The organism is Aminobacter sp. GW821-FHT11F06 (assembly GCF_058808215.1).
The window spans coordinates 50,553-64,188 of sequence record NZ_JBXARL010000007.1 but is presented as its reverse complement, the minus strand read 5'-3'; the positions used below and the strand labels follow the sequence as shown (position 1 = coordinate 64,188).

At 62.3% G+C, this 13,636-nt stretch carries 16 protein-coding genes; 9 read left to right on the top strand and 7 right to left on the bottom strand.

Going from position 1 to position 13,636, the window contains the following annotated elements:
* Positions 1-69: 69 nt before the first annotated feature.
* Positions 70-735: a uracil-DNA glycosylase gene (locus tag AC1RTB_RS17680; protein WP_492880234.1), complete on the bottom strand. Its 666-nt coding sequence runs from the start codon at positions 733-735 to the stop codon at positions 70-72.
* A complete protein-coding gene (locus AC1RTB_RS17675) occupies positions 735-1,316 on the bottom strand; it encodes a LabA-like NYN domain-containing protein (RefSeq protein WP_476785869.1) in 582 nt (193 codons plus the stop codon). The genes AC1RTB_RS17680 and AC1RTB_RS17675 overlap by 1 nt, the downstream gene beginning before the upstream one ends.
* A gap of 268 nt (positions 1,317-1,584) precedes the next feature.
* On the opposite strand from AC1RTB_RS17675, the gene rpoZ reads away from it, so the two are divergent.
* The 7 genes from rpoZ (at position 1,585) to era (ending at position 8,247) form a co-directional block, all read left to right on the top strand.
* Positions 1,585-1,980, top strand: coding sequence for a DNA-directed RNA polymerase subunit omega (rpoZ, locus tag AC1RTB_RS17670; protein WP_492880235.1), 396 nt, complete (start codon positions 1,585-1,587; stop codon positions 1,978-1,980).
* 269 nt (positions 1,981-2,249) lie between these two features.
* Positions 2,250-4,475 carry a RelA/SpoT family protein gene (locus AC1RTB_RS17665; protein WP_492880236.1) on the top strand — a complete coding sequence of 742 codons (2,226 nt, stop codon included), beginning with the start codon at positions 2,250-2,252 and terminating at the stop codon, positions 4,473-4,475.
* Positions 4,476-4,511: 36 nt separating this feature from the next.
* The gene (gene pyrE, locus AC1RTB_RS17660; protein ID WP_492880237.1) at positions 4,512-5,090 is read left to right on the top strand and encodes an orotate phosphoribosyltransferase; all 579 of its coding nucleotides are present in this window, start codon (positions 4,512-4,514) and stop codon (positions 5,088-5,090) included.
* Positions 5,091-5,355: 265 nt separating this feature from the next.
* Entirely contained in the window at positions 5,356-5,772 is a 417-nt protein-coding gene (gene acpS, locus AC1RTB_RS17655) for a holo-ACP synthase (protein WP_492880238.1), read from the top strand.
* A gap of 77 nt (positions 5,773-5,849) precedes the next feature.
* Entirely contained in the window at positions 5,850-6,596 is a 747-nt protein-coding gene (gene lepB / locus AC1RTB_RS17650; RefSeq protein WP_476798864.1) for a signal peptidase I, read from the top strand.
* 2 nt (positions 6,597-6,598) lie between these two features.
* Positions 6,599-7,321, top strand: coding sequence for a ribonuclease III (gene rnc / locus AC1RTB_RS17645; protein ID WP_492880239.1), 723 nt, complete (start codon positions 6,599-6,601; stop codon positions 7,319-7,321).
* On the top strand, positions 7,318-8,247 hold the full coding sequence (gene era / locus AC1RTB_RS17640) for a GTPase Era (protein ID WP_492880240.1): 930 nt from the start codon (positions 7,318-7,320) through the stop codon (positions 8,245-8,247). Before rnc ends, era begins: the two co-directional genes overlap by 4 nt.
* A 52-nt stretch (positions 8,248-8,299) precedes the next feature.
* Here the strand turns inward: era and AC1RTB_RS17635 are convergent, their stop codons facing one another.
* Positions 8,300-9,202 carry an AraC family transcriptional regulator gene (locus AC1RTB_RS17635; protein ID WP_492880241.1) on the bottom strand — a complete coding sequence of 301 codons (903 nt, stop codon included), beginning with the start codon at positions 9,200-9,202 and terminating at the stop codon, positions 8,300-8,302.
* 98 nt (positions 9,203-9,300) lie between these two features.
* On the opposite strand from AC1RTB_RS17635, the gene AC1RTB_RS17630 reads away from it, so the two are divergent.
* Positions 9,301-10,044, top strand: coding sequence for an SDR family oxidoreductase (locus tag AC1RTB_RS17630; RefSeq protein WP_492880242.1), 744 nt, complete (start codon positions 9,301-9,303; stop codon positions 10,042-10,044).
* 150 nt (positions 10,045-10,194) lie between these two features.
* Here AC1RTB_RS17630 and AC1RTB_RS17625 read toward each other — a convergent pair whose 3' ends face one another.
* Both AC1RTB_RS17625 and AC1RTB_RS17620 read right to left on the bottom strand, forming a co-directional pair.
* The gene (locus AC1RTB_RS17625) at positions 10,195-10,689 is read right to left on the bottom strand and encodes a hypothetical protein (RefSeq protein WP_492880243.1); all 495 of its coding nucleotides are present in this window, start codon (positions 10,687-10,689) and stop codon (positions 10,195-10,197) included.
* Between the two features lie 412 nt (positions 10,690-11,101).
* Complete coding sequence (locus AC1RTB_RS17620; RefSeq protein WP_492880244.1) at positions 11,102-11,728, bottom strand: TetR/AcrR family transcriptional regulator; 627 nt, start codon at positions 11,726-11,728, stop codon at positions 11,102-11,104.
* Positions 11,729-11,821: 93 nt separating this feature from the next.
* On the opposite strand from AC1RTB_RS17620, the gene AC1RTB_RS17615 reads away from it, so the two are divergent.
* On the top strand, positions 11,822-12,436 hold the full coding sequence (locus AC1RTB_RS17615) for an NAD(P)H-dependent oxidoreductase (RefSeq protein ID WP_492880245.1): 615 nt from the start codon (positions 11,822-11,824) through the stop codon (positions 12,434-12,436).
* Between the two features lie 35 nt (positions 12,437-12,471).
* Here AC1RTB_RS17615 and AC1RTB_RS17610 read toward each other — a convergent pair whose 3' ends face one another.
* Positions 12,472-12,903, bottom strand: a complete 432-nt coding sequence (locus AC1RTB_RS17610) for a GNAT family N-acetyltransferase (protein ID WP_492880246.1) — start codon at positions 12,901-12,903, stop codon at positions 12,472-12,474.
* Between the two features lie 58 nt (positions 12,904-12,961).
* Entirely contained in the window at positions 12,962-13,621 is a 660-nt protein-coding gene (locus tag AC1RTB_RS17605) for a pentapeptide repeat-containing protein (protein WP_492880247.1), read from the bottom strand.
* Between the last annotated feature and the right edge of the window lie 15 nt (positions 13,622-13,636).

The window sequence follows — 13,636 nt, the reverse complement described above, 5'->3', positions numbered from 1 at the left end:
GACGTTCTTTCGCGATCTTCGATGCAAGCAGACGAGACAAATCCGGGTTCCAGCCCGTCTGCGAAGGCGCTATTTCTCCAAGAATTCTGCAACGTCACGGAAAACATTGACGAACATCTGTTCCGTCAAGACGCCGGTATTGGTGTTGTAGCGTGAGCAGTGATAGCTCGAAAATACCGCAAGCTTGCCGACATCGTGGCGCGCGCCATGCTTGAAGGGCACGGCCGCGACACGGGCACCGAGCGCGCGCACCGTCGACTGATGGCCGATCGAGCCGAGCGTCAGGATCGCTTTCAGATTGGGAAAGCGCGCAATGGTCGGCACCAGGAAAGTGCGGCAGGTGTTGATCTCCGCACCCACCGGCTTGTTGTCTGGCGGCACGCAACGCACGGCGTTGGTGATCGCCGTGCCGATCAGTTCCAGGGAGTCGTCCGGCCGCGCCTCGAACTCGCCGCGCGCCATGCCGAAGCGCTTGAGCGTCGAGTAGAGCAGCTCGCCGGCATAGTCGCCGGTGAAAGGCCGCCCGGTGCGGTTGGCCCCGCGAACGCCAGGTGCCAGCCCAACGATCAGGAAACGCACGGCGTCTTCACCCTCCGGCGGCAGGAAGGAACGCACAGGCGCGTTGTACCAGCCCGGTTCACGCTCGCGCCAACCGGCGATGAAATCATGCAGGCGCGGGCAAAGCGGGCAATCCCTGTCGGGATCGACAGGGAGAGCGGATTGTGGATTGTGCATCAAATGTCTTCTGGCGTCGGTTCGACCGGGTCGACCTTGCGGACCGGTCGCTCGGAGGGCTCGCGGCCGATCTCGGCCTTGAGTGTCACAAGATCGATGAAGTGGTCGGCCTGGCGGCGCAGATCGTCCGAGATCATCGGCGGCTGCGAAGCCATTGTCGAGATCACCGAGACCTTGCGGCCACGGCGCTGCAACGCTTCGACGAGCGTACGGAAATCGCCGTCGCCCGAGAAGATGACATAGTGGTCGACGACATCGGCGAGTTCCAGGGCATCGACAGTCAGCTCGATGTCCATGTTGCCCTTGATCTTGCGCCGGCCGGTGGCGTCGGTGAACTCCTTGGCCGGCTTGGTGACGACCTTGAAGCCGTTATAGTCGAGCCAGTCGATCAGCGGGCGGATCGAGGAGTATTCCTGATCCTCGACGAGTGCTGTGTAATAATAGGCGCGCAGCAGATAGCCGCGCTTCTGGAAGCTGGAAAGCAGTTTGCGGTAGTCGATGTCGAAGCCAAGAGCGCGGGAGGTCGCGTAGAGATTGGCTCCGTCGATAAAAAGTGCGATTTTCTCGCGAGGATCAAACATAGGAAAATATCCTTGTTGAAATAGGCTGTCGCCAAATACGCTGAACCGAGCGCCCGTTTCCCCCCAAATCAATGCCTTGCCCCAATGCCGGAAATATCGCCCGTGGCGAGTCATTCCAAGAGGGGGAGGGGTGTGGAGCAGTAAATAAATCGTGGGTGGATGGAGGTCAGGATTTCGGCACTGCAGGCTTCATGCTTGAATTGCGCAGCCTTTCAGGTTAAGGCACGCGCCAGCTTTCCGTCAAATCCATGCATGAAAGGGGCACTTCATGGCCCGCGTAACCGTTGAAGACTGCATTGACAAGGTCGACAACCGCTTTGAGCTCGTTTTGCTCGCCGGTCATCGCGCCCGCCAGATCTCGCAGGGCGCGCAGATCACCCTTCCTCGCGACAACGACAAGAACCCGGTTGTCGCGCTGCGCGAAATCGCCGAAGAAATGCTTTCGCCCGACGATCTCAAGGAAGACCTGATCCATTCGATGCAGAAGCATGTCGAAATCGACGAGCCGGAGCCCGAGGCTCCCGAGCCCGCCGACCAGGCCACAGCTTCCGCCGCCGACAGCAACGAAGCCGAAGAAAACATCAACTTCGACCGCATGTCGGAAGAAGACCTGCTCGCCGGCATCGAGAGCCTTGTCGCGCCCGAAAAGAGCGACGACTACTGAGACCTGTTGAGAATTCTACCCTGCCGGCCACCTGACGCGGCTTTCTGCGCTTCCGGTGCTCACGGACCGAAAGTCCGCTCCGCTCCGGTTCTCGAAAGCCACGCCATCTGACTCGGCAGGGCGAATTCTCAAAAAGGTCTCGCGTCGCGTCAAAACGCGCGCCAAACCGGCCAACGGGCACTTCCGCGCCGCCACATCAGTGGTTATCTATGACATGCGTCGCAAGCCCTTGCGGCGCATGATTCATTTCGAGTTCCAGGAAGCTGCCCATGATGCGTCAGTATGAGCTTGTCGAGCGCGTCCAGCGCTACAAGCCTGACGTCAACGAGGCGCTGCTCAACAAGGCCTATGTCTACGCCATGCAAAAGCATGGCCATCAGAAGCGTGCGTCGGGCGATCCGTATTTTTCGCACCCGCTCGAAGTGGCGGCGATCCTCACCGACATGCATCTCGACGAGGCGACGATCGCGGTCGCCCTGCTGCATGACACGATCGAAGACACGAGCGCGACCCGCGACGAGATCGACGAGCTGTTCGGCCCCGACATCGGCAAGCTGGTCGAGGGGCTGACCAAGCTCAAGAAGCTCGACCTCGTCTCCAAGAAGGCCGAGCAGGCGGAGAATTTGCGCAAGCTTTTGCTGGCGATCTCCGAAGACGTGCGCGTGCTTTTGGTCAAGCTCGCTGACCGTTTGCACAACATGCGCACGCTGCACCATGTGCCGGAAGGCAAGCGCCTGCGCATCGCCGAAGAGACGATGGACATCTATGCGCCGCTGGCCGGCCGCATGGGTATGCAGGGCATGCGCGAGGAGCTCGAAGAACTCGCTTTCCGCTACATCAATCCCGAGGCCTACCGCACCGTCACCGAACGGCTCGCCGAAATGTCCGAGCGCAGCAAGGGCGTGCTTGTCGACATCGAAAAGGCGCTGTCGGCGCAGTTTGAGAAATATGACATCAAGGCGGATGTGACGAGCCGGCAGAAGAAGCCATGGTCGGTGTTCCGCAAGATGGAGACCAAGGCGCTGTCTTTCGAGCAGCTGTCGGACATTTTCGGCTTCCGCGTCGTTGTTGACTCCGTCGCCGATTGTTATCGCGCGCTGGGCGCGATCCACACCACCTGGTCGATGGTGCCGGGGCGCTTCAAGGATTACATCTCGACGCCCAAGCAGAACGATTACCGCTCGATCCACACCACCATCGTAGGCCCCTCGCGCCAGCGCATCGAGCTGCAGATCCGCACCCGCGAGATGAACAAGATCGCCGAATATGGCGTTGCCGCGCACTCGATCTACAAGGACAACGTCACCAAGACCAACGGCGCTGCCCACTCAATCTCCAAGGAAACCAACGCCTATGCCTGGCTCAGGCGGACGATCGAGCAGCTCGCCGATGGCGACTCCGAGGATTTCCTCGAAAACACCAAGCTCGAGCTGTTCCAGGACCAGGTCTTCTGCTTCACCCCCAAGGGCATGCTGATCGCGCTGCCGCGCGGGGCTACGCCGATCGATTTTGCCTATGCGGTGCATACCGATGTCGGCGACACCTGCGTCGGCGCCAAGGTCAATGGCCGGGTGATGCCGCTGGTCACCGAGCTCAAGAACGGCGACGAGGTCGAGATCATCCGCTCCAAGGCCCAGGTGCCGCCGGCGGCGTGGGAATCGATCGTGGTCACCGGCAAGGCGCGTTCGGCGATCCGCAGGGCGACCAAGAACGCCATCCGCAAGCAGTATTCGGGGCTGGGTACCCGCATCCTCGAACGCACCTTCGAGCGTGCCGGCAAGAAATTCTCCAAGGACAGCCTGAAGTCGGTGCTGCACCGGCTGGCGCGCAAGGACATCGAAGATGTGCTGGCGTCCGTCGGCCGCGGCGAGTTGGCGTCCAATGACGTCGTCCGCGCAGTCTTTCCCGACTACAAGGAAGAGCGTGTCACCCACCCGCCGAAGCCGCGCGAGGAAGGCTGGTCGAAGATCCGCAATGCCGCCGGCATGCTGTTCCAGATCCCCGGCCGTTCGTCGGCGCAACGCAAGGAAAGCAAGGCGCAAGGGGCTGCCGTGCCGATCCGTGGTGTCGGCGGCGACCTGCCGGTGCGCTTCGCACCCGAAGGGGCCGTGCCCGGCGACCGCATCGTCGGCATCATGCAACCGGGCTCGGGCATCACCATCTATCCGATCCAGTCGCCGTCGCTGATGGCCTTCGATGACCAGCCGGAGCGCTGGATCGACGTGCGTTGGGACCTCGACGAGGGCTCGAAGGAGCGCTTTCCGGCGCGGCTTTCGGTGACGGCGATCAACGCGCCGGGCTCGCTCGCCGACATCGCCCAGGTGGTGGCTGCCAACGACGCCAACATCCATACGCTGTCGATGATACGCACAGCGCCCGATTTCACTGAAATGCTGCTCGATCTCGAAGTCTGGGATTTGAAGCACTTGAACCGGCTGATCTCCCAGCTCAAGGACAACTCCAGCGTCAGCGATGCCCGCCGCGTCAACGGGTGAGGCGAGGGCGCTGGGCTGACGACAGGAAGGACTAAGATGCAGACGAGCGAAGTTCTGGACATTTTCCGTTCGGCGGGTGCGGTGCTGGAAGGGCATTTCATCCTGACCTCGGGCCTGCGCAGCCCGGTGTTTTTGCAAAAGGCACGCGTGTTCATGCATGCCGACAAGACCGAGACGCTGTGCAAGGCGCTGGCCGAAAAGATCCGCACTGACGTGAAGGGCGACATCGACTATGTCGTCGGGCCCGCGATCGGTGGACTGATCCCGGCCTACGAAACGTCAAGGCATCTCAAAGTGCCGGCCATCTGGGTCGAGCGCGAGCAGGGCACTTTCCGGTTGCGCCGTTTCGAGATCGAAAAGGGTGCTCGCGTCGTCATCGTCGAGGACATCGTCACCACAGGTCTGTCGATCCGCGAGACCATCGCGTGCCTGCGCGAACTCGGCGCCGAGGTTGTGGCTGCCGCCTGCATCATCGACCGTTCGGCCGGCAAGTCCGATGTCGGCGTGCCTTTGATCGCGCTCGCCGAATACGAGGTGCCCGCCTATCCGGCCGACAAGCTGCCGCCGGAACTGGCGGCGATCCCGGCGATCAAGCCGGGCAGCCGGAACATCTGAGGCGGGCGGCGGTGAGCCTGATGGCGGCAGAACACTTTTTCATCGGTGCCGAATGGGGCGCGACGCTGCGGACGGCCGTCTTCTCCCCGTCCGTCACGGGGAGAAGATGCCGGCAGGCAGATGAGGGGCGGCGCAAACGTCACCAGATTGCCCCTCACCCTTACCCTCTCCCCGTGAAGAACGGGGAGAGGGGGGCGTCCACGTCGTGCCTCTCCAGTGAAATTCATATGCATCTTGATCGGGACGAGGGGCGGAGGTTGCACCCATGATCCTCGGCATCGGCAGCGACCTGATCGACATAAGGCGGATCGAAAAATCGATCGCCCGCCACGGCGAGCGCTTCATCCAGCGCATCTTCACCGAGGTCGAGCAGGAGCGCGCCGAGGGGCGTCGCGGGCGCATTGCCTCTTATGCCAAGCGGTTCGCCGCCAAGGAGGCCTGCTCAAAGGCGCTCGGCTGCGGCATTGCCGAAGGTGTGTTCTGGCGCGACATGGGTGTGGTCAACATGCCGGGCGGCAGGCCGACCATGGAACTGACCGGCGGGGCCGCGCGGCGCATCGGCGAGATGTTGCCTGAAGGCCATCGCGCGGTGCTTCACCTGACAATCACCGACGATTTTCCGCTGGCACAAGCCTTTGTGATCATCGAGGCGGTGCCCGTCGAACAACCGCCACTATCTTAGGGTTTTGGCGGCGGCTGAGACATTGCCCCGGCGGCGGCGAGCCCTTATACCCATCGCGACCTACAATCGAGGACGACATGAGCGTGGCTGAAAAACAGAAGAAGTCCGGCGGGCTTGGCGAAACCGTGAGCGTCATCGTCCAGGCGCTGTTGCTCGCCTTGGTGATCAGGACGCTGCTGTTCCAACCGTTCTCGATCCCATCGGGCTCGATGCGCCCGACGCTGCTTGAGGGCGACTATCTGTTCGTCACCAAATGGGCCTATGGCTTTTCGCGCTATTCGCTGCCTTTGTCGCCCAACCTGTTTTCGGGCCGTATCTTCGGCTCCGACCCCGAGCGCGGCGACGTCGTTGTCTTCAAGTTCCCGCCCAATCCTTCGCTCGACTACATCAAGCGCGTCGTCGGCCTGCCCGGCGACCGCATCCAGATGAAGGAAGGCCAGCTCTACATCAACGGTACCGCCGTGCCGCGCGAAAAAGTCGGCCAGATCGACAACCCCGACATCACCGAGGTCAACCGCCCGGTCGACGTTTATCGCGAGACCCTGCCGAACGGTGTTTCCTACGACACGCTGGACCTGACGCCGGACTCGATCGGTGACAACACGCGTGAGTTCCTCGTGCCCGAAGGCCATTTCTTCATGATGGGCGACAACCGCGACAACTCGACCGACAGCCGCTTCAACGTGGGTTTCGTGCCGGCCGAGAACCTTGTCGGGCGCGCCAACATCATCTTCTTCTCGATCGCCAACGGCGCAAGCCCGCTGGAAATCTGGAAGTGGCCGACCGAGATGCGCGGCTCGCGCCTGTTCAACTTCGTCCGATAGGCATGGCAGGCAAAAGGCTCACCGCCACGGAACTCGCCGATGCGCTGCAACTGCGCACCGGCCATATCTTCCGCGACCATCAGCGCCTGCAGCGGGCGCTGACGCATGGCAGCGCGCGCAGCGCGAACGCAGGCGTCGACTATGAGCGTTTCGAGTTCCTGGGCGACCGGGTGCTTGGGCTTGCTGTCGCCGACATGCTGCTTGCCGATTTTCCCGAAGCGCCCGAAGGCGAGCTTTCGGTCCGGCTCAACGCGCTGGTCAATGCCGAGGCACTTGCCCAGATCGCCGACGAGATCGGCCTCGCCGATCTGATCCGCGCGGGCTCCGAAGTGCGCAATCTTGCCGATCGCAAGCGCGTCAACCTGCGCGCCGACGCGCTGGAATCGCTGATCGCGGTCATTTATCTCGACGGCGGGCTGGATGCGGCCAAGCGCTTCATCCATAAATACTGGAAGCCGCGCGCCGAGGCTGCGGGTGCCGCACGCCGCGACCCCAAGACCGAGTTGCAGGAATGGGCGCATCAGGCGTCGACAGCAGTGCCTGCCTACCAGATTGAAAGCCGCACCGGCCCTGACCACGACCCCGTCTTTTCGGTGAGCGTGCGGGTCGGCAAATTTTTGCCCGCCACCGGCACCGGTCGCTCCAAGCGCGAGGCCGAGCAGAACGCAGCCTCCGCCCTTTTGGTGCGTGAGGGCGTATGGAAGCATGAGGAGACCGCATCGTGACCGATGCCCCTGAGACCGCAACGCCTGAAACGGGTGCCACCCGTTCGGGCTTCGTCGCGCTGATCGGCGCGCCGAACGCCGGCAAGTCGACGCTGGTCAACCAGCTTGTCGGCGCCAAAGTGTCGATCGTCACCCACAAGGTGCAGACGACGCGCGCCATCGTGCGCGGCATCGCCACCCACGACAACGCCCAGATCGTATTCATCGACACGCCCGGCATCTTCAAGCCGAAGCGGCGTCTCGATACGGCGATGGTGACCACCGCCTGGGGCGGGGCAAAGGACGCCGACCTGATCTTGGTGCTGATCGACGCCGAGCGCGGCATCAAGGGTGATGCCGCCGCCATCCTCGAACGTCTCAAGGACGTGCGCCAGCCCAAGATCCTGATCCTCAACAAGGTCGACCGGGTCGATCCCGAAAAGCTGCTGAAGCTGACTGCGACCGCCAACGAGGCTGTCGATTTCGAACGCACTTTCATGGTGTCGGCGCTGACCGGCTCTGGCTGCAAGGACCTGCTCGACTTCCTGGCCAAGCGCCTGCCCGAAGGTCCCTGGTACTACCCCGAGGATCAGATCTCCGATCTGCCGATGCGCCAGCTCGCCGCCGAGATCACGCGCGAAAAGCTGTATCTCAGGCTGCACCAGGAACTGCCCTACTCGTCGCATGTCGAGACCGAGAAATGGGAAGAGATGCCCAACGGCTCGGTGCGCATCCAGCAGGTCATCTACGTCGAGCGCGACAGCCAAAAGAAGATCGTGCTCGGCCACAAGGGCGAGACCATCCGCGCCATCGGCCAGGCCTCACGCATGGAAATCGGCGGCATTCTGGAACAGAAGGTGCACCTGTTCCTGTTCGTCAAGGTGCGCGAGAACTGGGGCGACGACCCCGAGCGCTACCGCGAAATGGGCCTCGATTTCCCGCACTAGACAAGGGCAGGGCTGAGCGCGCAGCGCTGCGTCAGCTCAGCTTTTTCCTTCGTCATGCCCGGTCGTCGCGGGCGTAGCGGCCCGGCGATTGCCCGACATGGCGGCTGAACGCGGTGCTGAAGGTGCTCGCCGAACCGTAGCCGACCTGCCGCGCGACCTCGTCGAGCGCGATCTCCTTGCCGCCAAGCAGGTTCTTGGCAAGTGCCATGCGCCAACCGAGCAGGTATTCCATCGGCCGCAGCCCGACGGTGCGCGTGAAGCGGTCGAAGAAGGCCGAGCGGGACAAGCCGGCCGCGCCGGCAAGCTCGGCCACCGTCCACGCTCGCCTTGGGTCACCGTGTATCTGCCGTATCGCGCCAGAAACCCTCGCATCGGCGAGACCCCGCAAAAGGCCGGGCGGCGATCCTTTGGGCTGCGTTGCCCGCAAAGCCTCGATCAGCAGGATCTCGACGAAACGCGCCAGCACAAGATCGCGGCCAACATTCTGCTGGCTCGCCTCCTCGCCGACGAGGCGCACCAGCGTGGAAAGCCGCTGGATGCCGCGCACGTGAACCATTGCCGGCAGAAGCGACACCAGCAATGCCGCATCGGGAGAATCGAAAACGAAATAGCCACCGAGCAGGCGGACATCGGCTGGCCCGTCCGGACGGCCGTGGCGAACCTCCTCCGAGGGCGCCGGCGTCAACTTGGGATCGATGCGCCCAGGCGTCACCGGTTCGAAGCCGGACATGGTGAAGGCAGGGGTTGCCGGCAACAGAACGAAATCGCCCCGCTCGAGCGTGACCGGCGCCTCCCCATCGGCGGCGAGGCGACAAGCACCTTCGATGACCGCGCAGAAGCCGGGCTGGCCGAATTCGGAATAGCGAACGCCCCAGCGCCCGGCGCCACTGATCCCCTTGGAGAAGACCGCGCGCGGCCGGAGCAGTTCGATGATCTGGGCGAGCGGGTCGGTCATTTCAGGGCTGCTGCAAACAAAATTAGGACTTTAGATTGATGATAGTCCTGATTTTGGACTGTATTTTCACGGCGTCAACAACAAATGAGGACCCGTTCATGAAAACCGTACTGATCACCGGCTGCTCGTCAGGCTATGGCCTCGAGACCGCCCGCCACTTCCATTCCCAGGGTTGGAACGTCGTTGCCACCATGCGAACCCCGCGCGAGGACCTCCTGCCTCGATCGGAACGGATGCGCGTGCTGCCGCTCGACGTGACCGACGACGAGAGCATTGCCGCAGCGCTCGTTGCCAGTGGGCCTATCGACGTGCTCGTCAACAATGCCGGCATCGGCCTCGTCGGCGCATTCGAGGCCATGACGATGGAGCATGTGCGCAAGCTGTTCGAGACCAACACCTTCGGCGTGATGGCGATGACCCAGGCTGTGATCCCGCAGTTCCGCGCGCGCCGGTCGGGCGTCGTCGTCAACGTGACTTCCAGCGTAACGCTTGCCCCGATGCCGCTCGCCGCCGCCTACACCGCAAGCAAGACGGCGATCGAAGGTTTCACCGGATCGCTGGCGCATGAACTCGGCGCTTTCGATGTCCAGGTGAAGCTTGTCGAGCCTGGCTATGCCCCAAGCACGCGCTTTGCGCACAATACCGAACTGCGCGTCGAAGACCTGATTCCTGACGCGTATGCTTCGTTCGCGCGGCCAATTTTTGCCGAATTCGCGACACCGGCGATGGTGACGAAAGAAACCGACGTGGCCGAAGCCGTTTGGCAGGCTGCGAACGACGTATCCGGACAGCTCCGCTTTCCGGCAGGACCGGACGCCGTGGCGTTGGCGCGTGCAAGCTGAAACCGGCGCGCCCACGGCGCCGCCAACACACGCGGCAATCGCAAATTGCCGCGTTCCTTTGGCCGAAGTTCTCACAGCGCAAACAGGAGGCGGAGCGTCGGCTCCACCTCCTGGTCATTCAACCGCATATGTCGACTGGCAACTGATGCGCTACTGAGCCTCCTGGCAGGCGCGCAGGGACTTGAAGGCGGCGTCGGTGCCGGTGAGGGGCAGCACGATTGCTTCACGTCCCGCCGGGGCGATCGTCAGGCTCTTTTTCTTGGCGAGATCGTAGATGAACTCGGGATTGTTGACCCAGACAAATGCCCCTTTCATCCCATCTATCTGCTGGCCGGTGGCCTCCCCGCTGAACTTCTCTCCGTCGACGTCGAATATCACTGCGACTTCGTCTCCGGCGCCGACCTTGGCATCGGCCTTGGTATAGAGCGCCATGTAGCCACGTTTCGAGGCGGTCGCGTCGATGCCCATCTGGAACTGCGCATCATTGTTGAGTTTCTTAGTGATCACACAGCCGGGGCCCATGTCCGACTTGATAAAGATGTCCCAGCCGGCCTCGGTCCCGAATTTTTTTGGCTCCTGGGCAAAGGCCGTGGCAGCCAAGGCGGAAAAAGCCAGTGCCATACCCACTACTGTCTTCGTGTACATGCGCTTCTCCTTTGTTGTGCTTGGTGGAAAACCATTGCTGCACGTGCGGTTGCGCTGAGATCAGAAACCGGGGGCGTTGAGCCGGACAGTTTGGCCAAAACTGCAAAGTCTGGTTGGCGTGAATTCCCCTCCTGGGCTTGCTTTTCGTCGTGTCGAGCTTGTCGAGCAAGTCGCGTTGGAAAAGGCAACGCCGGGCTGAACTATCGAATGCTGGAACGTCCCCGGGAATTGGAGGACGGTAACAATGCTCCGTTCGCAAGGCAAGCGCCGACAAAGGCAATGCCGAAGGCCGTCAATTCCGCCATCTGGCAACGGGAATGCTAAGCCAGAGTGTATCGCAGCACGTCGTTCGGATAAGACTGGTCGTCGATCTGGAACTGGGTTTCGCCGACCTTGCTGGATGCTCGCGTGGCTATGGGGCTTCCTTGGCATGGCCGGGGCTTCTCGCAACCATGGCCAGGATCGTTTCGAACAGTTCGTCCTTGGCCTGCACGGGCGTGATGTCTCCGCTCGCGGCGGCGAATGACAGGGCTTCGGCGGCGCCGAGCATCGCTCGAAGTCCGGCCGTTGTGATGGCGCCGTCCTTGGCGAACGGGGCAAGCAGGGTCCGGCATTTCTCCATGAAGATCGCTTCGTAGTCGTGCTTGAGCTTTGCCAGTTCGGGCGAGCCGGCAAGGGCTGCGATCACACCGGGTATCTCGCGGCCCTGGAGAAGCACGCAGTCGACATAAGAGGATGCAATGACCGTGGCTCTGCTCGCCAAGGTCGGTTCGCTCGCCTGAAATGCGGCGTCCATCAGCGCGGTCTGGCGCGTGTCGAACTCCTGGTAAAGTGCTGCGAGCAACGCCGGCCGCGTGGCGAAATGGTCGTAGACGACGGGCTTTGCCACGCTCGCCTGTTCGGCTAGCCGTGGCAGCGTCAGGGCCTCGGTTCCTTCCTCGCTGATCAGGCCCCATGCAACGTCCAGAAGCTGGCGGTGGCGATCTTCGCGCAACAGGCGGCGGCGCGGGCGTGGGGCTGTCGTTTCGGCGCTTGACATCGCTATATACCAAAAGTACATTACTGTAAGTAGCTTACAAAAAGTATATAAGCTGCGCCAGCTGCCCGCAACCACCAAGCAGGAGTTTTCGGCATGCACGCCCTCATCGTTGTCGCGCACCCCGATCCAACGTCGCTCAGCCACGCCATCGCCGCGCAAATCGCCGAGGGCCTGTCGCTGTCCGATCCGGCCAACAGCTTCGAAATCGCCGACCTTTCGGCGGAAGCTTTCGATCCGCGCTACACCGCCATCGACCTCGCCGTTCACCGCCGGGAGGTGGCGCCTTCGGCCGATGTGGCCGCCGAGCAGGCAAGGATCGAGCGCGCCGATACGCTTGTGCTTGTTTATCCCGTCTACTGGTGGTCGATGCCGGCGCTGCTCAAGGGATGGATCGACCGCGTGTTCGCCAATGGTTGGGCTTACGACGAGGGCCCCGGTATCAAGCCGGTGAAGAGGCTGCGTCACCTTAAGGTTCATCTCGTCGCCATCGGCGGCGCAACGACCCGAACCTATGCGCGGCACGGCTATTTCGGCGCCATGAAGACGCAGATCGACCACGGCATCTTCGACTATGTCGGTGCCCCCGTGGTGACGTCCGAGCTTTTGCTCGACTCGGAAACGCACGGCCCGGTCGACCATCTGGACGCCGCGCGGACCATCGGCCGCACGCTCTTCGATGCACCAAGCGTGGCGGCAGAGGCAGCGTGAGTTCTGAGCGCGCTGCCGTCTCGCATTTAGGCCGACTATCGCAGTCGTATGAGGCCTGCATCCGTCGGCTCGAACTTGCAAGCGCCGAAGTAGAAGTCGCGGAGGTGCGGGTCGAAGTCGACATGGAGCCACTCGCAGTTCGATCTCTTCGCATGGCTGACGGCATGTTCGACAAGTGCGGCAGCAAGGCCCTGGCGCCTCAACGACGAGGTGATCATCGTATCGAGCAGAAATGCATGGACGCCGCCGTCCCAGGCTACATTGACAAAGCCGGCGAGGTTGCCTGGGACTCGCATGCAAACCCAGCCGAGGCTGAACTTGTTGACCTGCGCCCACCAGTCGTCATTGAACAAAGGGTGTTCGAAACACTCGGCGTGTAGTGCGTTAATTTCGTCGTTGGTGAACGCTCCGCGCCATTCGAAACGCGGATTGTTGCCACCGGTCGGTACTGGAACTGCTGATGCCATCATCTATTCTGGCAACGTGAACCGGACACGGTCAAGCTCAGTTGTGGGCCATTTTCGACTACAGCACCTGCAGCCCGAGATTGCGCAACAGGTCGGTGGCCTGGCTTTTCGAGATCACGGCACCTTTGAGGATCGCCGCCTCGTTGAGCTTCAGCGGGCCAAGGTCGCAGCCGCGCAGGTCGGCACCTTCAAAACGGCAGGAGCGCAAGGTTGCGCCGCGCAGGCTGCAGCCGTCGAAGATCGCCTCGCGGAAATCGCAGCCCCTAAGTTCGGCATCGCTGAAATCGAGATTGCTGAGCGACTTGCGCCGGAACGAAGCGGCGGGCAGGAAGGCGCTGACCAGCCGGCACTCCTGGAAGTCGGCGCCGATCAGCGTGCAATCGGCGAAATTCGCCCCCGTCAGTTTGCTTTGGCTGAACTTCGAGGCGTTGAGCCGTGACCGCGTCCAGTCGGTGTTGGAGAGGTCACAATTGTGGAATTGGGCATCGACGCCATCGATCGCGGTAAGCTTGGCGCCTGCCATGCGGCAGCTTGTCCAGCGCGCGTCGGTGAGCGTTGCAGCCGACAGATCGCATCCGGCCAGATTGCAGTCGACGAACTCACACGCGCTGAGGTCAAGCCGCGCGAGATCGCTTGCGGCGAGTTGCAGGCCCTTGAATGAGCGCTGACCCTGGGCGAGCTGATCGGCGAGGGAAATGGTGTGGTCGGCTGGCGTCATTTTCGAAAGGGCTTT

Excerpts from the sequence above, each read along its gene's own strand:
- AC1RTB_RS17675 (WP_476785869.1), bottom strand. The coding sequence starts at position 1,316 with ATGTTTGATCCTCGCGAGAAAATCGCACTTTTTATCGACGGAGCCAAT.
- AC1RTB_RS17630 (WP_492880242.1), top strand. The coding sequence starts at position 9,301 with ATGAAAACCGTACTGATCACCGGCTGCTCGTCAGGCTATGGCCTCGAG.
- pyrE (WP_492880237.1), top strand. The coding sequence starts at position 4,512 with ATGCAGACGAGCGAAGTTCTGGACATTTTCCGTTCGGCGGGTGCGGTG.
- rnc (WP_492880239.1), top strand. The coding sequence starts at position 6,599 with ATGGCAGGCAAAAGGCTCACCGCCACGGAACTCGCCGATGCGCTGCAA.
- AC1RTB_RS17620 (WP_492880244.1), bottom strand. The coding sequence starts at position 11,728 with ATGTCAAGCGCCGAAACGACAGCCCCACGCCCGCGCCGCCGCCTGTTG.
- AC1RTB_RS17615 (WP_492880245.1), top strand. The coding sequence starts at position 11,822 with ATGCACGCCCTCATCGTTGTCGCGCACCCCGATCCAACGTCGCTCAGC.
- AC1RTB_RS17605 (WP_492880247.1), bottom strand. The coding sequence starts at position 13,621 with ATGACGCCAGCCGACCACACCATTTCCCTCGCCGATCAGCTCGCCCAG.
- lepB (WP_476798864.1), top strand. The coding sequence starts at position 5,850 with ATGAGCGTGGCTGAAAAACAGAAGAAGTCCGGCGGGCTTGGCGAAACC.
- rpoZ (WP_492880235.1), top strand. The coding sequence starts at position 1,585 with ATGGCCCGCGTAACCGTTGAAGACTGCATTGACAAGGTCGACAACCGC.
- AC1RTB_RS17665 (WP_492880236.1), top strand. The coding sequence starts at position 2,250 with ATGATGCGTCAGTATGAGCTTGTCGAGCGCGTCCAGCGCTACAAGCCT.
- AC1RTB_RS17625 (WP_492880243.1), bottom strand. The coding sequence starts at position 10,689 with ATGTACACGAAGACAGTAGTGGGTATGGCACTGGCTTTTTCCGCCTTG.
- acpS (WP_492880238.1), top strand. The coding sequence starts at position 5,356 with ATGATCCTCGGCATCGGCAGCGACCTGATCGACATAAGGCGGATCGAA.
- AC1RTB_RS17680 (WP_492880234.1), bottom strand. The coding sequence starts at position 735 with ATGCACAATCCACAATCCGCTCTCCCTGTCGATCCCGACAGGGATTGC.
- AC1RTB_RS17610 (WP_492880246.1), bottom strand. The coding sequence starts at position 12,903 with ATGGCATCAGCAGTTCCAGTACCGACCGGTGGCAACAATCCGCGTTTC.
- AC1RTB_RS17635 (WP_492880241.1), bottom strand. The coding sequence starts at position 9,202 with ATGACCGACCCGCTCGCCCAGATCATCGAACTGCTCCGGCCGCGCGCG.